The organism is Moraxella bovis (assembly GCF_025985205.1).
In the GTDB taxonomy this organism is placed as follows: Bacteria; Pseudomonadota; Gammaproteobacteria; order Pseudomonadales; family Moraxellaceae; genus Moraxella; species Moraxella bovis.
The window spans coordinates 2640547-2657209 of sequence record NZ_CP087840.1 but is presented as its reverse complement, the minus strand read 5'-3'; the positions used below and the strand labels follow the sequence as shown (position 1 = coordinate 2657209).

The window sequence follows — 16663 nt, the reverse complement described above, 5'->3', positions numbered from 1 at the left end:
ATTAAATAAAAATTAATGCTATTCGCAAATTATTGTTATTGTAAATAATTTTAACGCTTATGTCAAGATTTGTAACAAGGTGGTGAAAAGTTTGGGAAAGTTTGAGCAGGATTGAGGGGTGTATTATACCAACCGAACTTCAAAATTTTTATGGTTTCCGTTCGTGGTGAGCTTGTCGAACCATAACGGAAACTCACCCTTAGACAAGCTTAGGGTGAACGGTTTTTATATCAGAAATATGGTTCGGTTGGTATAAATACAAAATCCCCCAACCATACAATCAGGAGATTTTGCAAACAGGGTTTGATTAGGATAGGGCTTGCACCCAAGCTACCACCTGCCCGACTTGGTCATCATAGTCGCTGATGCGGTGGTCGCCCCTGTCTTGGGCAAGGACATCTGCCCCTGCCTGTTCATAAAAGGCACGGCTGGCATGAGCGTCTAATAGCTCATCACCCATTTTGAGTAGGACTTTGATTTTTTGGGGATTTTTGGCGGTCAAATGGTGCTTTTCAAACCACGCCAAATCACCATAGCAAATCTGCCAGCCCCCTGTTGTGGTGTAGATGACGGTGTCGTCCGTGAGCGTTTGTCCGTCAAAATTATCTGTTAAAAATCTCTGAAAGCTGACATGAGTTTGATACAATCGAAGAAGGTTTGAAGTGTTATTTTGGGGTTTGGTGGGTGTATTTTACATGGATTGCAATTAGCCCATTAACTCATTTTAAAACCGCCCAATCTTTGTTATAAGGTTACCAACTTGACGGAGTGCAACCCAAAGCTACCAAGATTGTGATTATCCACAAAATCCGTTGAATCTGATGCGGTTCGTACCGCCGTAGGAAATCAAGTTTTCAAAATCTTAAAAATTCTGTATATTATTGATTTATATCAATAATTATTTTTCATCATAAGATTTTTGATGGTTGGATTGTGTATTCAAGATTTAAAAGTGCGTGATACATTCCGTTCCAAAAAACCTACCCAAATCTACCCAAAGGCAAATTTAGCGTTTTCTTCCTACTTCATCGCTTGTTGCCCTTGCCATTTGGCGTAGGTCTTACATAAGCTCCATAGGCATTTTAAAATTGGGGATAGAACTCACCCGCCAAGGTTTTTGTTAAGATAAGATTAAAACCTTATCCGCTTTGTTTAAAATGTTGATACTGGCGTTGATGTCCCTATCGTGGTTTTTGTTGCAGTTGGGGCAAGTCCAGTTTCTAACAGATAAAGGTAATTCATCTAACTTAACACCACAACAAGAGCAGGTTTTGCTTGATGGATAAAATCTGTCCAATTCTTTGAGTGTCTTGCCCCATTGATTTGCTTTGTAGATGAGTTGCCTTTTAAGTTCGTAAAACCCTAAATCATTGATAGCACGGCTTAGTTTGCGATTTTTTACCATACCTTTGATATTTAGGTTTTCAAGACAAATCACATCAAACTTTTTAACCAAGTTGGTACTAAGTTTGTGTAAAAAGTCTTTTCTGATACAGCTGATTTGATAATGCAACCGTGAGAGCTTGGTTTTCGCCTTTTCACGATTGTTAGAGCCTTTTTGTTTACGGCTAAGTTGTTTTGATAATCTTTGAAGTTTTTTAAGTTTATTCTTTAAAGGTTTTGGTGCTTGTATCTTTTCTCCTGTTGAAAGTGTGGCAAGGTCTGTAATGCCTAAATCAATGCCAACAGATTTATTTGTTTTTTCTTTGGGTAAAAGATGATTGGGTAAATCTTGTAATTCCACCGCAATGGATACAAACCATTTACCACCTTTGGTAAAGACTTTGGCGGATAGGATTTTGCCATCAAAGCGTAAGTTTTCACGCATTTTAACAAGTCCCAAATTGGGAATTTGAATGAAAGGTTTGTCTTTTTTAAGTTTTAATTTAAATTGGTCGTTGGAAAGACTAAAACGGTCATTTATGCCTTTCTTTCTAAACTGTGGATAACCACTTTCACCCTTAAAAAAGCGTTTGAATGCGTCTCCTAGTTGCATAATGGCAAGTTGGGGAGAGCATTTGGTAACTTCTAGCATAAAGGGGAATTGGGTGCGTTTGATGGCATTAAGCTGTTTTCTTAATTTGCCTTGTGTGGGTTTGTTGAGTTTGCTTTCGTCAATAGGTAGGTTCTTTGCTAAACAGTCATCACGATATTGTTTATCTTGTTCGTATTGCTTTTTCCACGCCGCCAATCCCCAATTATAAGCAAATCTGGCAACACCGCAAGCTTTTTTAAAATATGTCGCTTGTTTGTGATTGGGTTTTAGTTCAATGATGTGTCCACGAATGGCGGTCATTCTAACACCGCCTTAACAGCTTCTAACACTTTTTTATTTTTCTTACTGCGTGAATCATACAGACGAGCGGAAAATACGGTGATGATTTCTAACACATCTTGAGCCAACTCTTCTTCAAAGGATAGGTTTTCGCCTTGATTGATAATGACAACTTCCACATTCTTTCTTTCGCATAGAGCGAAGATAAGTTCCGAACCAAAGCGTAATAGGCGGTCTTTGTGGGTTAAAACCAAACGCCCAATTTCATCATTTAAGATGCCGTCAAGCAGTTGTTTTAAGCCTTTTTTGTGGTAGTTCATACCAGAGCCTAAATCATTCACGATTTCAAATGTTCAGCCTTGACTGGCACAGTATAGTTCAAGCACACCTATCTGACGGTCTAAATCATCTTTTTGGTCGTGGCTGGATACTCGTGCGTAGCGAACCGTTTTGCGGTTTGGCATTGGTAGATTATGGTAAAAATTAGGGTGTAGCTTATTAGTATCGTACCTGCGATGACCTTTGGGTGCGTTCTGCGACAAGCACGCCAGTTTCGTCCCACCTCCGCAAAGTGGAAATAGATACGCCAAGTCGTTTTGAAGCTTCGTTAATACCAATCAATCTATTCATAATTACACATTATAGAGTAGATTTCAATTAGCTGTTTTTTGCCCTACAAAACACCTAATTCTCCGCCTTTTCCGTTTTTTCCACACGCTCCACGCCTATCCCCACCACGCTCAAAAACCCTTTTGGCAATGCTCTGCCACGCCCTGCACGTTTGCCCCGATAGCTTGCCCAGTCGGCAGGTTTTAGGGTGAGCGTACGCTTGGCAGTGCGAATGATAAGATTGTCCGTATCGGCTAAGGCACACACCGCCACCAGAGTTTCGTTGTCTTTTAGGCTTATGAGTTTGTTGCCTTTACCCTTTGCCAGTACGGGCAATTCATCACGGTTAAAGATGAGCAGATTTCCGCCACTACTTACCACCGCAATGTGCGTGGCGTTGCCCACAGGGGCAAATGGCAACAGGGTCGCATCCCCCAGATTGACCACCGCTTTACCTGCTTTTTGGGCGGTGTCTAGCCCTTTGGTGTCGGTGATAAAGCCATAGCCTTGACTGCTGGCTAGGATAATGGGGTAACTGCCAAATAGGGCTTGCTCAATTTTTACGCCATTTGCCAAGTTGAGCATACTGCTAATCGGCTCGCCCTGCCCACGAGCGGACGGCAGACTTGCCGTGTCTAGCCCATAGCTACGCCCCATGTTATCAAGGACGATAAGTCGCTCGCCCGTCTTGCCAAGGGCGTGCGTGGCGTACTCATCGCCTGTGCGAAAGTTTAGGGTGACAGGGTCAATCTCATGTCCTTTTGCCATGCGAATCCAGCCTGCTTTTGAGATGATGACGGTTACGCTCTCGCTCGGGGTCAGCTCGGATGCTTTGACGGCGACAGATTCTTCACGCTCCACGACAGGCGATTTGCGTTTATCGCCATGCGTTTTCATGTCAAAGGTTAGCTCGTCTATCAAAAGGTTTGTTAGGCTGTTGGGGTTATTTATTTGCTCGGCGATGATGGCTCGCTCTTTTTGTAGCTCGTCTCGCTCGGCATTTAGCTCAATCTCTTCTAGTTTGGCTAATTGGCGAAGTTTGATGTCAAGAATGGCGTCCGCTTGGGTGTCGGACAGCCCATAACGGCTCATCAAGACCGCCTTGGGGTCGTCTTCGGTGCGAATGATGGCAATGACTTCATCAATGTGCAAATAAGCAATGAGCAAACCTGCCAAGATGTGCAAGCGTTTGTCAATCTTATCAAGACGGTTCTGCAAACGTCTTAGCACCACACTACGGCGTGATGAGAGCCATTCGGATAGGATTTGTTTTAAATTTTTGACTTCGGGTTTGCCATTTAGCCCAATCATGTTCATATTGACCCGATAGGACGTTTCTAGGTCGGTCGTGGCAAACAGATGAGCCATGATTTTGTCAATCTCAACCTTACCCCGCTTAAATTCAATGACAATACGGCAAGCGTTCTCGTGGTCGGATTCGTCTGTGATGTCATTGACCCACGGTAGTTTTTTATCGGTCATGAGTTTGGCAATCTGCTCAATGATTTTTGAGCCTGAAACTTGATAGGGCAAAGCGTCTATGATGACGGTGTTTTTGTCTTGTTTATCAATATGATAAGTCGCTCGCATTTTGTAATTGCCACGCCCTGTCTCGTACATTTTGACAAGCTCATCTTTTGGTGTGATAATCTCGGCAGATGTCGGCAAATCAGGAGCAAGCACCGTTTTGCATAGCTCGGCTGTGCTGATGTTAGGGTTTTTTAGGAGTTTGATACACGCCTTGACGGTCTCGGTGAGGTTGTGGGGTGGAATGTCGGTCGCCATGCCCACGGCAATGCCTGTGGTGCCGTTTAGCAAGATGTTTGGCAAGCGGGCAGGGAGCGTGGCAGGCTCGCTCATCGTGCCGTCAAAGTTGGGGATAAAATCCACCGTACCTTCACCAAGTTCGGACAATAGGGTGCTGGCGTAATTGCTCATCTTGGCTTCGGTATATCGCATGGCGGCAAAGGATTTGGGGTCGTCAGGACTGCCCCAGTTGCCTTGCCCCATAACAAGCGGATAGCGATAACTAAACGGCTGTGCCATAAGTACCATGGCTTCATAGCACGCTGTATCGCCATGCGGGTGGTATTTGCCCAGCACGTCGCCCACGGTGCGGGCGGACTTTTTGGGCTTGGCGGTGTGGCGAAGCCCTAGCTCATTCATGGCGTAGATGATACGGCGTTGGACGGGCTTTAAGCCGTCAGCGATGTGCGGTAAGGCTCTGTCCATGATGACGTACATGGCGTAGTTTAGGTAGGCAGATTCGGTAAATTCGGCAATGGAGCGGGTGTCAAAATCGGTTTTCATGGTGTGGTGTCAATAAAAAATTTGGGGTATTGTAGCAAACTTAATAAAAAATGGCTATTTGTCAGGGGGCTAAAAATACCGCTACCCAATACCCTAAATTTGTGCTAATCTATACTTAAATCCTTTATTTTATTAGCCATTAGGAGTTATCATGGACATCAATAAACACAAAGCCGATTTGCTCGCCCTAAAAGCAGAGTATGAATACCGCATTGATAAAATCACCAATCACCTAGAACACCCCCAAGATGAGCTAGGACAACATTGGGACGACCAAGCTGTCGCCGCCCAAGAAAACGACATGCGTAAAAATCTGCTCATCGAAGCCCAAGAAAACCTTGCCAAAGCCAATGTCGCTTTATCTTGCATTGAAAACGACTTGTATGGCGAATGCAGTGAGTGCGGTGAAGAGATAGAAGAAGGGCGACTCGACGCGGTGCCGTATGCCACAGAGTGTATCAAGCACGCCAAATAGACAGCCTGACAACCATAAAAAGCGGTTCACTCTGAACCGTTTTTTGTTTTGGCGTTTTTAAATCCTAACCCACACTTCGCCTTGCTTTGACCACGCTTGGCTGTTGCTCGATTTTGGCAAGCAGGCGAGATAAATGCTCAATGCCTGCCACTTCCACAAAGAATTTCATCTGGGCGTCCATGCCATCATCAAAGACTGTCTCGGCACGTTGGATATTGACTTTCTCACGGTCGATGACATTAAACAAATCCCGCAACAGTCCGCTTGTGGCGTGAGCGTCCACGACCACACAGACAGGCTGATACCGCCCAAACTCCGCTTGCCACTCGGCACAGACGACCCGCTCTGGCTCTTTTTGGGCGAGCCGTGACAGCTCCACGCAGTCGCTACTGTGGATACTGACTCCATTCATGAGCGTAATAAAGCCTGTGATGGGTTCGCCATGCACGGGGTTACAGCATTTGGCAAGGTGCATCTCGACATTGTCAAGCCCATGCACGTCAATCTTGTATTTGTTGGGGCGAGTTTGGGGTTTGGATTCGATGTGCGTTTCGCTGACATTGGGCGTACTTAGGTTCAAATCCTTGATGATTTTGCCTGAGATTTGGCTAACTCCAATCTCGCCCATGGTGATGGCAAGATACAGCTCATCTTCGCCCTTGTAGTCTAGCTCTCGGCACAGCGCACCAAAGTCCACCCCCGACACCGCCACGCTCAGTCGCTCTAACTCACGCAGTAGCAGGGCTTTGCCCGTTTCGATGTTTTTGTCACGGTCTTGTTTGTTAAACCATTGGCGTAGTTTGGCTTTGGCACGAGCGGTGTAGATGTAACCCAGCGAGGATACCAGCCAGTCACGATTCGGCTCACGACTTGATTTGGTGATAATCTCCACTTGGTCGCCTGTTTTGGGCTGATGAGTCAGTGGCACATAACGCCCGTTTACCCTTGCCCCTTGGGCACGATTGCCAACTTCGGTATGCACATGGTAGGCAAAGTCAAGCACGGTCGCCCCTTTGGGCAGTTCGGTGATGTCCCCGTCTCGGCTAAACACGTAGATTTGTTGGACGTTATCAAGGTTGTCAAGCTCTATCTCGTCGCTCTCGCTTTTGTCTCCGCCTAAGAGCTGTCTTAGTGAGCTGATTTTGGCGGTGAGATAGTCGTCTGTTTTATTGCCTTTTAAGCCCTCTTTATAATTGACGTGCGACGCTTTGCCAAGCTCCGCCTCAAAGTGCATGTCAAAGGTGCGAATCTGCACTTCTAGGGTGCGATTTTGGGCGATGACGACCGTGTGTAGCGACTTGTAGCCGTTGGGTTTGGGGTTGGTGATGTAGTCATCAAATTGCTCGGGGACGTGTCGCCACATTCCATGCACCACGCCTAGGGTGTGATAGCACTCGGCGTTGGTGTTTACCAGTACCCGTAAGGCTCTGATGTCATAGAGCTGGTCAAAGGATAGGTTTTTCTTTATCATCTTGCGATAGATGGAGTAGATGTGCTTGACACGCCCTGAGACTTCGCATTTGATACCGACCCGATTTAGCTCATCGGTGAGTGTTTGCTTGACTTCTTCGATGTAACGTTCACGCTCGCTACGTTTTTGGGCGAGCAGACTGGCAATGCGTTTGTACTCATCAGGGGCAAGATAGCGAAAAGCTAGGTCTTCTAGCTCCCATTTCAGCTGAGCAATGGATAAGCGGTGAGCTAATGGAGCATAGATGGTCATGACCTCACGAGCCACCCGTTTTTGGCGGTCGGGCGTGGCAAAGGACAACTCACGCATGGCAAAGGTACGCTCGGCAAGTTTGATGAGTACCGCCCGCACGTCATTGGTGGTGCTAATGAGCATGCTGTATATGGTCGATAGCTGTTCACGGTTGTTATTTTCAAAATAATCTTCAAGCCGTTTGTTGCCCTCTATCGCCTCAGACAGTCGTCCCATGGCAAGCGTGTCTTCGATGAGATGGGCGATGTCTGCCCCGAACTCATAAGCGATGGAGTCCATGCTAATTAGCTCACGCCGTACCGAGCGATAGAGCATGGCAGCGACCAGAGCGTTTTCATCTTGGAACAGATACGCTAAAATGTCCGCCATGCCAATGCCTGTCACATACGCTCCTGAGCGAGAGTGGTGGGGTTTGGATGATTGTACTTGTACAAATTGGCAGGCTTTTTTGAGCAGGGGCAACTCATCTTTGCCGATACGCTGGGCGACATTGGATAGCCATTTGTCAATGTCAATGTCGCTCTCGCTAATCTTGGCAGGCGTGTCGGTGGCGTGGCTGTGGTCGTGGGTAGTAGTGAGTTTTTGACTGTGAAGCTGTGCCTGAAAATCGGGGTGTAATTGGTCTGCCACAAGGCTTGCTGCTAGGCTTGCACTGTCGCCTGAGTTTTTGCCTGTTAGCAAGGGCAAGCTGTCTCGAATCTGTACCACGTCATGTCCTTTAATCTAAACTTTCAATCACTGTTTGATAAAATATGTAGGCATTGCTATCAATCATGTCTTTGGGTGGATTTGTTGGGGTGGATTGTGATTTACCCTATCAACGCATTTATTTGAGCGTTGTGTTTATCCCATGACATCCATGTTTTAAAAACATTTTGCATTGGGGCGTGCCTACCCTTGATAACATTTTAAATCAATTTTTGCATGAAAAATGGCTAAATCTTGTTTTTCTATGTCAAAATCCTTGTTAATATTTTAATATCAACTGCGGACTTTTCCTTGAAAAACGTACGATTTTTCACATTTTTCATTGCAAATACCAACGGTAGGCACGCCCTAAACAATACCAATAATAAAAACACTATTATTGCATTTTCGGGGCATTTTTAAAAGCCAAAAACCCCTAAAATTTACCAAAATTCCCTGCCTACTTTGCCAAAAACTGTGGTATAATGGCTCTCTTTGGTAAAATAATTTGCCAAATCATCGCTGAACCTGCTTATTTTCTATTGATATTAGGGTACGCCCTAGAATAAGCCACATCGTAAGCTAGGACAGTCTTGCCATCAAATGTGTTTAAGAACGAGTTAAGTTCGTTTTATACTTCTGGGCGTTTGGATATTTCATCATTGATTTTAATGATAAATATATCAGAAAAATGCAAATTGCCATTGTTTATTTTTTAATACAATTAAAATGGCATGTCTAAAATGACTTCTGTGTACTTCTTATCATCATGATTGCTGATTTTGTCAAGGTTGCTTTTATTGATAAAAGTAAAACCAATGGCAAACTGTTGGCAGTATGAATTGTCTTCGGTGTTTTTGTAAAACATGATTGGGTCTGGCAAGGGCTATCCTTTGCCATTTAGATGATTTTTTTAAAACCCAACCACGTTCGCCAAGCCAGCGATTATTATCAACATCATGACATCAAGGTTATTTATGACAACCCAACACCAACAAGATTTTGCCCCACAAAAAGAGCAAACAGGCGAGCAACCCACCGAGCAAAAAGAGCAAAACAGCTTAACTTTTGAGCAGTTAAACCTTGCCAAACCCATTTTAAAAGCCCTGACCAAATCAGGCTATACCACGCCCACGCCCATTCAGGCAGGGGCAATCCCCCATGCCATAGATGGACGTGATTTGCTACTATCCGCCCAAACAGGCTCGGGCAAAACGGCGGCGTTTGTCCTGCCGATTTTGCACCAATTAGCCCAGCCAAAACCTGCCGAAAAATCCAGCGAGTTTAGCCAAAAATCACACAACCGCCACCAAAAGACCGCCATTAAAGCCCTGATACTGACCCCCACCCGAGAGCTTGCCATGCAGGTGCAGGACAACGTGCGTAAATACAGCAGTGAAATGCGTGGGATTTTTAGTGTGCCATTGGTCGGCGGGGCTCCGTATGGCGGACAGATTCGTGCCTTGCGTAAGGGCGTGCAGATTGTCATCGCCACCCCCGGTCGCTTGATTGACCACATGAATGACGGGCGTGTGGATTTGTCCGAGCTTGACACGCTGATACTAGATGAAGCTGACCGTATGCTGGACATGGGTTTTGCCGATGACATTAAGACCATCTTAGAAGCCGCCCCGAGTAAGCGTCAAACCGTGATGTCGTCAGCGACATGGGACGGAGCGGTTGGCAAGATTGCCGAGAGCTTTACTGTGAACCCTGAGCGTGTCTCCATCAAAGTTGAGTCGGCTCATATCGATGAGAGCGTGTATTTTTGTGATGATTTTCACCACAAAAATAAGATTTTGATTGAACTTTTGGGCAACCCCGAGATTAACCAAGCGGTGATTTTTACCGCCACCAAACGCAGTACCGAACAGCTTGCCGAGTCGCTCACCGAAGCAGGATTATCGGCTCGCTATCTACACGGTGATTTGCCACAAGGTAAGCGTAACCGCATCATCAGCGATGTCAAGTCGGGCAAGTGCAACTTTTTGATTGCCACCGATGTCGCCGCTCGTGGCATTGACATCTCTGCCATTAGTCATGTAGTGAACTATGATTTGCCCCGTCAAGTCGAAGACTATGTACACCGCATTGGTCGCTGTGGGCGAGCAGGGCGGACAGGGGTCGCCATGAACCTATGTAGCATGGACGACAGACGTCAGCTCGGACACATCAACCGCTATCTAAACCGTGAAATGAAAGAAGAAGTGGTCGCAGGACTAGAACCCAAACGAGTTGCCCCAAGTGCCAAAGACAAAGACGGCAGACGTGAACGCCAATACCGCACAGAGCGATATGAGCGTGGCGAGAGCGGACGTGATGAGCGTTTTGCCAAGCCGTACCAAGAGCGTTTTGGCGATAGAGGCGACAGACGCACTCGCCAACACGGAGACTATCGCCAAGATAAGCCCAAATCTTTTGCCTATGCTCGTGAAAACAGCCGTGAATTTGGACAGCGTGATAATACCCACAAAGGCGAGCGTGCATGGCGTGATGACAAAAGAAAGAACGGCAGAGAGACGGCAAAATCTGGCGGCAGAGACGGCGTGAAAAAGCCCTACAAAAAACGAGCGGTCGAAGAGATATTCTTTGCCAAACGCCAAGAGAAGAAAGTCAAACGTAAATTTGGCGATTTGTGATTTTTGCTGAATTAACCATAAAAACCCATTGATAAAATGGGTTTTTTGTTTTTTTTGGTGTTGTGCTAAAATAAAACACAAAATAACAAGGATAAATCATGAATGCTCGCCTCTACCCCATGCGTCCTAAGCAAATAAAAAATCAGCTATCTGTCACCATTAATGGTATTGTCAATATCACGATGGCGTGTTTGGCTCTTGTGCTGACTTGGTTTGAAGATAAGCTGTTGTGGTGGGAGCATGCTGGTATTCTTATCGTGGTGGGTGTGAGCGTTTATTTGTTGGCACGGGCGTATTTTAAGCCCAAATTTGCCGACACTTCTTTAATCATAGACGCAGAGGGCATTCGTACCAATAAGGATTTTTTACATAAATTGCCTAATTATGCCCCTATTGTTTGGCACGAAATTGACAAAATAGAAATCACTGAAAATCTACCACGAGCCATGATGGGTAAGCTACTTGCCAAACTCAATCCCTATTTGAGTAAATATAATAAAACCCTCATCATTCATGGTCTCCACAAAGACAAATTTGGCGACATCAAAAAGCGACTGATTATCGAAGATGGTGTGTGGCAAATTGATGATATTGATGAATTGGTGAGGCTATTTCATTCATTGGGTTTTCCTGTTTGTCATATTGACAATCAGGATTATATCAAAGAGCATGTCCCAATGGGCGTAGATTTGGGTAAGCGGGCAGGACATTTGGCGTATTCGTCTTTTTTCTTATTTGTCATCATGTTGGGATTGGTATATTTTGATAAATTTATTACCCTAGAATTTGGATATATGGATAAAGTGTTTTTTGGGGTGGCAATCGTGGTATTTTTGGTGGGGGCTTATTATCTTTATGGCGAAAATAAAGCATTAAAAGGCATGATTTCGCTCATATTATTTGTGCCGATGATGACTTTGTTTTTGTTTTTTGCTACGCTGTTTTTATCGCCTTTGGTGGCAAAAACTCAAATGGTGGATTTTGAATTTCGGGGTGGAAAATGGCAAACAACTTATCGCCAAATGCCCTTAGAGGTCAGCTGTCATAAAAATAAGGATAATATTCATGCAGACGGCAAAGTTAATATCATGGACACGCTGGGCATGATAAGAATGGATTTGACCCAACTGGAAAAATTGTGCAAAAAATGAGGCGGATATTGATGGGGGTATAAGATAAAACCCATTTATAAAAATGGGTTTTTTGTTTTGGTTTTATTTAACTTCAATCTGACGGCGAAACTTTTGTCCCGCTTTAAAGGTAACAACACGGCGAGCCTTGACAGGGATAACTTCCCCTGTTTTGGGGTTGCGACCGGGGCGGGATTTTTTGTCTTTTAATTCAAAGTTGCCAAAGCCTGAGAGCTTGACTTCTCTACCGTCTGCCAAACTTTGGCTAATCTCACTAAAAAAGGTATCCACCAATTTGCGAGCGTCTTGGCGAGTCATACGCAGGCGAATGGTCAAATGGTCTACCATGTCTGCTTTGGTTAAGGTTGCCATGTGTTATCCTTTTAAAATTAAATTAAAATTGGCATTGTTAGGGTTAAGGGCGAACCACATTCGCCCTTGAAAACATCAGCTATCACGCAGTTGTGCTTGGTATTTGTCGGTCAATGCCACAATCACCCTATCCATCAACGCCTTAATCTCATCATCAGATAGGGTACGAGCAGTATCTTGCAAGGTCATGGCAAATGCCAGTGATTTTTTGCCTGCAGGCAGTCTGTCGCCTTGATAGACGTCAAACAAGGCAACGTCTGTCAAATACTCGCCTGCCACATCACGCACGACATCTGCCACGTCTTGCCATGCCAAATCCTTATCCACGAAAAAAGCCAAATCACGGCGAACGCTTGGGAATTTGCTCGGTAGGCTCACAGCAAGGGGCTTGCGATGCAGGGCAAGCAGTTTATCAAGCTCAAACTGAGCCACCCACACAGTCGGCAAATCAAGCTCGCTTGCGATACTGGGGTGCAATTGCCCAAAATAGCCAATCCGCTTGCCACCTACCGACACATACGCACTTTGCCCTGAATGCAAAAACGCCAAATCCGCTCGCTCATAGCTTGGCAAGACATGGGCAGGGAGCAGGGTTTCGATGTCGGCTTTTAAATCATAAAAGTCCATGCCACGCACGCCATGAATGCTGTCGGTCGCTCGTCCTGTGGCGATGATGGCAAGGCTGCCGATTTGGGCGAGGCTTGCGACATCTTTACCCACGAACGACAAACCCACCTCAAACAGTCGCACGTCCGTTTGCTGGCGGTTTAGGTTGTGGCTTACGATAGGCAGTAGGCTAGATAGTAGCGTACGTCTCATGACCGCAAGCTCGGAGGAGATAGGGTTGGCAAGGGGCAGTATCTCGCCCAATTTGTCATCGTGGAGCAGTTTTTCTAATTTGTCATCACAAAAGCTAAAACTCACCGCCTCAAAATAGCCCTGTTTGGCAAGGGTTAGTTTGAGTGTGTGGGTCAAATCTGCTGTGTCATCATAGCTCATGTCCACTGCAAACTGTGGCAGGCGTGGGGCGATGTTGGCATAGCCATGCACCCGAGCAACCTCCTCAATGATGTCCTCGCTGATGGTTAGGTCAAAGCGGTGGCTCGGGGGCTGGCAGACAAATGCCGTACCGTCAAAGGTGGTGGCAATTTCTAAGCGGTTTAATAGTCCCACAATCTCATCGCTGGACAGGCTGATACCCAGCAGTTTTTCGACTTTGGCAAATGGCACGCTGATGGTGGTGCGTGCTGGCAAATCAGAGACGCTCTCGGCGGTGGTGATTTGTCCGACTTGACCGCCAGCAATGCTCGCTATCAAAGTCGTGGCACGGTCAAGGGCGAGTTTGGGTAAGTCAAAATCCACCCCACGCTCAAATCTGGCACTGGCATCGGTGTGCAAGCCAAAACGTCTGGCACGCCCTGCGATGTTGAGTTGGTTAAAATGAGCCGATTCTAGCACGATGTTGGTCGTGCTGTCCGACACCGCCGAGCGAGAGCCACCCATAATCCCTGCCAAAGCAAGCACGCCCACATCATCGACAATCACTAACTCATCGCCACTTAGGGTAATGGTTTGCTCGTTTAACAGCTCTACCGTTTCGCCTTGATTGGCAAGGCGCACCGTAATCGCTCCCACGATTTTATCAGCGTCAAATGCGTGTAGGGGCTGACCAAGTTCTAATAGGATAAAATTGGTAACATCGACCAAAAAATTATGGGTGCGAAGTCCGCTCGCCATTAGGTTATCTTTTAGCCATTTGGGGGTTTTGACACTGCGGTCAATGTCGCCGATGTACTGAGCCAGATAGCGTGGACAAGCGGTGGTGTTTTCGACTTTGACCGATACAGATTTATCCAGCGTGGGGGGGGTCGTAATAATCTTGGGGCGGTTTAGGGCTAAGCCATTAACCACGCCAATCTCACGAGATAGACCCAGCACGCTTAGGCAGTCGCCACGATTGGGGGTAATAGCCACATCAAAAATCTGACCGTCCAGCCCCAAATACTCACGCACATCAACGCCAATCGGAGCGTCATCGTCCAGCTCCAAAAGCCCGTCAATCTCATCAATAAGACCCAATTCGGATGCACCGCAGAGCATGCCTTGGGATTCTACGCCACGCAGTTTGCCTTTTTTAATTTTAAACTCTTTGCCGTCAATCGGTGGCAGTACCGCCCCAACCGTTGCGACCGCCACTTTGAGTCCTGCACGCACATTGGTTGCCCCGCAGACAATTTGCAAATGCTCATCTGTACCAACATTGATGGTGGTGACGGAGAGTTTGTCGGCATCGGGGTGCTTGTCGCAAGTGATGACCTGACCCACAACCACGCCACTAAACATGGGGGCAATGGGCGTGATGTCGTCCAATTCCAAGCCAAGCATGGTCAGTTGTTCGCCAAGCTCGGCAGAAGTATTGGTAGGATTGACCCATTGTCTGAGCCAGTTTTCGCTGATTTTCATAAATGTCTCTTATTTGGTTTTTTTATGTATTAAATCTTTAAAGTTTTAACACAATCGTATTTTAAAATACAGTTATCATAAGTAATTAAAGTTAAATTTTCACTCATGGCTTGACTGATTAACAATCTATCAAAAGGGTCTCTATGCACAAAAGGCAAATTTTCTAATTGTATGCAATATTTTGATCAGACAGCCAATTCATCATAACCACCGTCCAACAAATCATCATACAGTCCTTTTGGATTTGCCCTAACAATATCAAGTTTGTCCAGTTTTGATTTGATTGCCACTTCCCAAATATTTACTGAACTAAAATAAATTTTATGATTTTTATTTAATAAAATTTGTTCAAGTTCATAAGTGATTTTATGGGGTTCATAATTTAACCAAAGTACAATGTGGGTATCTAATAAATACGCCACGTCTTACAATTCCACGCCAAACAATCTTGCCACTTCATCATCATATTTATTAATATCATCGGGAAATTTGGCTTTACCTGCGGACATGCCGATTTTTCTGGGTTTATCCGCAGGTTTTTCAGCAGGCTGATTGGGTAACACAATGACCGTTACTGTCTGATTTTCAAGATTGGGAATGGGGTCAAGCCAAATCAATTGACCGTTTGTGATGACCGCTTGATAAGCATTTAGCATATGGCTTCCTTAGGCAAACTGCCCTAAAAATCTTACATCATTTTGGAAAAATACTCGCAAATCATCAATGTCATAATACAGCATGGCAAAACGCTCAATACCCAGCCCAAAGGCAAAGCCTGTGTATTCGTCAGGGTCAATGCCACAGTTATGCAGTACTTGGGGGTGTACCATGCCACAGCCCAAGACTTCTAACCATTTGCCAGAGTCGGATAAAATATCCACCTCCGCAGACGGCTCGGTAAAGGGGAAAAAGCTCGGACGAAACCGCACGGTCATTTCCCTGCCAAAAAACGCATTCAAAAATTCATGAATCACGCCCTTTAACTCGGCAAAATTGGACGATTGTGAAATCATCAAACCTTCCATTTGATGAAACATGGGCGAGTGCGTCTGGTCGCTATCACAGCGATACACACGCCCAGGGCAGATGATACGCAGGGGCGGTTCGCTCTTTTCCATCGTACGGATTTGCACGCCAGAGGTATGCGTACGCAGTAGATAATGAGCGTCAAAGTAGAAGGTATCGTGCATGGCACGAGCAGGGTGGTGGTCAGGGATATTTAATGCCTCAAAGTTATAATAATCGCTCTCAACCTCAGGGCCTGTCGCCACGCTAAATCCCGCCTGCACAAAAAACTTTTTCATACGCTGTGTGGTGTGCGTAATCGGGTGCAGTCCACCTGTGGGGCGGTGGCGTGGCGGGAGCGTGATGTCGATTTGCTCTGCCATGAGCTTGGCGTTCAGGGCTTCTTTTGCCAATACCGCCCCACGTTCATCAAGGGCGGTGGCGATACGGGTGCGAAGCTCGTGCAAGTACGCCCCGTAAGTTTTTTTGCCCTCGCTGTCAAGTCCGCCCATTTGTTTGGAGAGGGCGGTAATGGGGGATTTTTTGCCTTGCAATGCCCCTTTTAATTCTTGTAATTGGGCGGTGTCGTAAGCCGTGCCAATCGCTTCGATGACCTGTTTGGCATAATCATCAAAATCATCACTGCTAATGTCTGCTAGGGGTTTATCCAAATGCGATAGGGCAAGCACCACGTCTAAGGGAGAATGAGTATCAGTCATGTTCGTTATCATCATGAATTTAAAAGAACTATTGTAAAAAATAATTATAAAAATGTAAACAAAAACCATGCTATTTTGGCAAAAACTGACAAATTATGGGCAAAACATGACCGATTTTTTGGGTTTAAGGATATATAGTAAGCATAAAATATTGAAAAATAGGCCATTGGTTATCCCAAATATGGAAGTGATTATTATGAGCTTGGCTTAAACGATGTCTTTACATAAAATCATGACAAAAATGTGAAAAAATTAA

13 protein-coding genes, 1 pseudogene and 1 riboswitch are annotated in these 16663 nt (G+C 45.5%); of the genes and pseudogenes, 3 read left to right on the top strand and 11 right to left on the bottom strand.

All coding sequences use genetic code 11. The features are described 5' to 3' along the window. Positions 1-307 precede the first annotated feature (307 nt). The 4 genes and pseudogenes from LP107_RS13580 to parC form a co-directional block, all read right to left on the bottom strand. Complete coding sequence (locus LP107_RS13580; RefSeq protein ID WP_264676060.1) at positions 308-646, bottom strand: YqiA/YcfP family alpha/beta fold hydrolase; 339 nt, start codon at positions 644-646, stop codon at positions 308-310. A gap of 108 nt (positions 647-754) precedes the next feature. Then, positions 755-863: riboswitch (TPP riboswitch) on the top strand. Between the two features lie 257 nt (positions 864-1120). Further along, complete coding sequence (locus LP107_RS13575) at positions 1121-2296, bottom strand: RNA-guided endonuclease InsQ/TnpB family protein (protein WP_078273673.1); 1176 nt, start codon at positions 2294-2296, stop codon at positions 1121-1123. Next, positions 2293-2905 (bottom strand): annotated as a pseudogene (locus tag LP107_RS13570) (IS607 family transposase). The gene LP107_RS13575 and the pseudogene LP107_RS13570 overlap by 4 nt, the downstream one beginning before the upstream one ends. A gap of 54 nt (positions 2906-2959) precedes the next feature. Next, positions 2960-5194, bottom strand: a complete 2235-nt coding sequence (gene parC / locus LP107_RS13565) for a DNA topoisomerase IV subunit A (protein ID WP_112742747.1) — start codon at positions 5192-5194, stop codon at positions 2960-2962. A 148-nt stretch (positions 5195-5342) separates the two neighbouring features. Here parC and LP107_RS13560 point away from each other — a divergent pair, with 148 nt between their 5' ends. Then, a complete protein-coding gene (locus LP107_RS13560; protein ID WP_112742746.1) occupies positions 5343-5669 on the top strand; it encodes a TraR/DksA family transcriptional regulator in 327 nt (108 codons plus the stop codon). 64 nt (positions 5670-5733) lie between these two features. Here the strand turns inward: LP107_RS13560 and LP107_RS13555 are convergent, their stop codons facing one another. Together LP107_RS13555 and LP107_RS13550 are read right to left on the bottom strand one after the other, a co-directional pair. Next, complete coding sequence (locus LP107_RS13555; protein WP_112742745.1) at positions 5734-8100, bottom strand: RelA/SpoT family protein; 2367 nt, start codon at positions 8098-8100, stop codon at positions 5734-5736. Between the two features lie 703 nt (positions 8101-8803). After that, positions 8804-8962: a hypothetical protein gene (locus LP107_RS13550; RefSeq protein ID WP_156892333.1), complete on the bottom strand. Its 159-nt coding sequence runs from the start codon at positions 8960-8962 to the stop codon at positions 8804-8806. Positions 8963-9056: 94 nt separating this feature from the next. Between LP107_RS13550 and LP107_RS13545 the strand changes: the two genes are divergently transcribed. Both LP107_RS13545 and LP107_RS13540 read left to right on the top strand, forming a co-directional pair. Beyond that, positions 9057-10718 (top strand): DEAD/DEAH box helicase, encoded by a 1662-nt coding sequence (locus tag LP107_RS13545; protein ID WP_228157727.1) that lies wholly within the window; start codon positions 9057-9059, stop codon positions 10716-10718. Between the two features lie 98 nt (positions 10719-10816). After that, complete coding sequence (locus LP107_RS13540; protein WP_112742743.1) at positions 10817-11869, top strand: hypothetical protein; 1053 nt, start codon at positions 10817-10819, stop codon at positions 11867-11869. Positions 11870-11932: 63 nt separating this feature from the next. On the opposite strand, the gene LP107_RS13535 is transcribed toward LP107_RS13540, so the two are convergent. From LP107_RS13535 to pheS, 5 genes are all read right to left on the bottom strand, one after another. Continuing rightward, positions 11933-12220, bottom strand: coding sequence for an integration host factor subunit alpha (locus LP107_RS13535; RefSeq protein ID WP_078273667.1), 288 nt, complete (start codon positions 12218-12220; stop codon positions 11933-11935). A 75-nt stretch (positions 12221-12295) separates the two neighbouring features. Beyond that, positions 12296-14683, bottom strand: a complete 2388-nt coding sequence (pheT, locus tag LP107_RS13530) for a phenylalanine--tRNA ligase subunit beta (protein ID WP_112742742.1) — start codon at positions 14681-14683, stop codon at positions 12296-12298. Positions 14684-14868: 185 nt separating this feature from the next. Next, positions 14869-15105 carry a type II toxin-antitoxin system VapC family toxin gene (locus LP107_RS13525; RefSeq protein WP_078273665.1) on the bottom strand — a complete coding sequence of 79 codons (237 nt, stop codon included), beginning with the start codon at positions 15103-15105 and terminating at the stop codon, positions 14869-14871. A 3-nt stretch (positions 15106-15108) separates the two neighbouring features. Beyond that, positions 15109-15339, bottom strand: a complete 231-nt coding sequence (locus tag LP107_RS13520; RefSeq protein WP_112742741.1) for a hypothetical protein — start codon at positions 15337-15339, stop codon at positions 15109-15111. Between the two features lie 9 nt (positions 15340-15348). Next, positions 15349-16407 (bottom strand): phenylalanine--tRNA ligase subunit alpha, encoded by a 1059-nt coding sequence (pheS, locus tag LP107_RS13515; RefSeq protein ID WP_112742740.1) that lies wholly within the window; start codon positions 16405-16407, stop codon positions 15349-15351. Between the last annotated feature and the right edge of the window lie 256 nt (positions 16408-16663).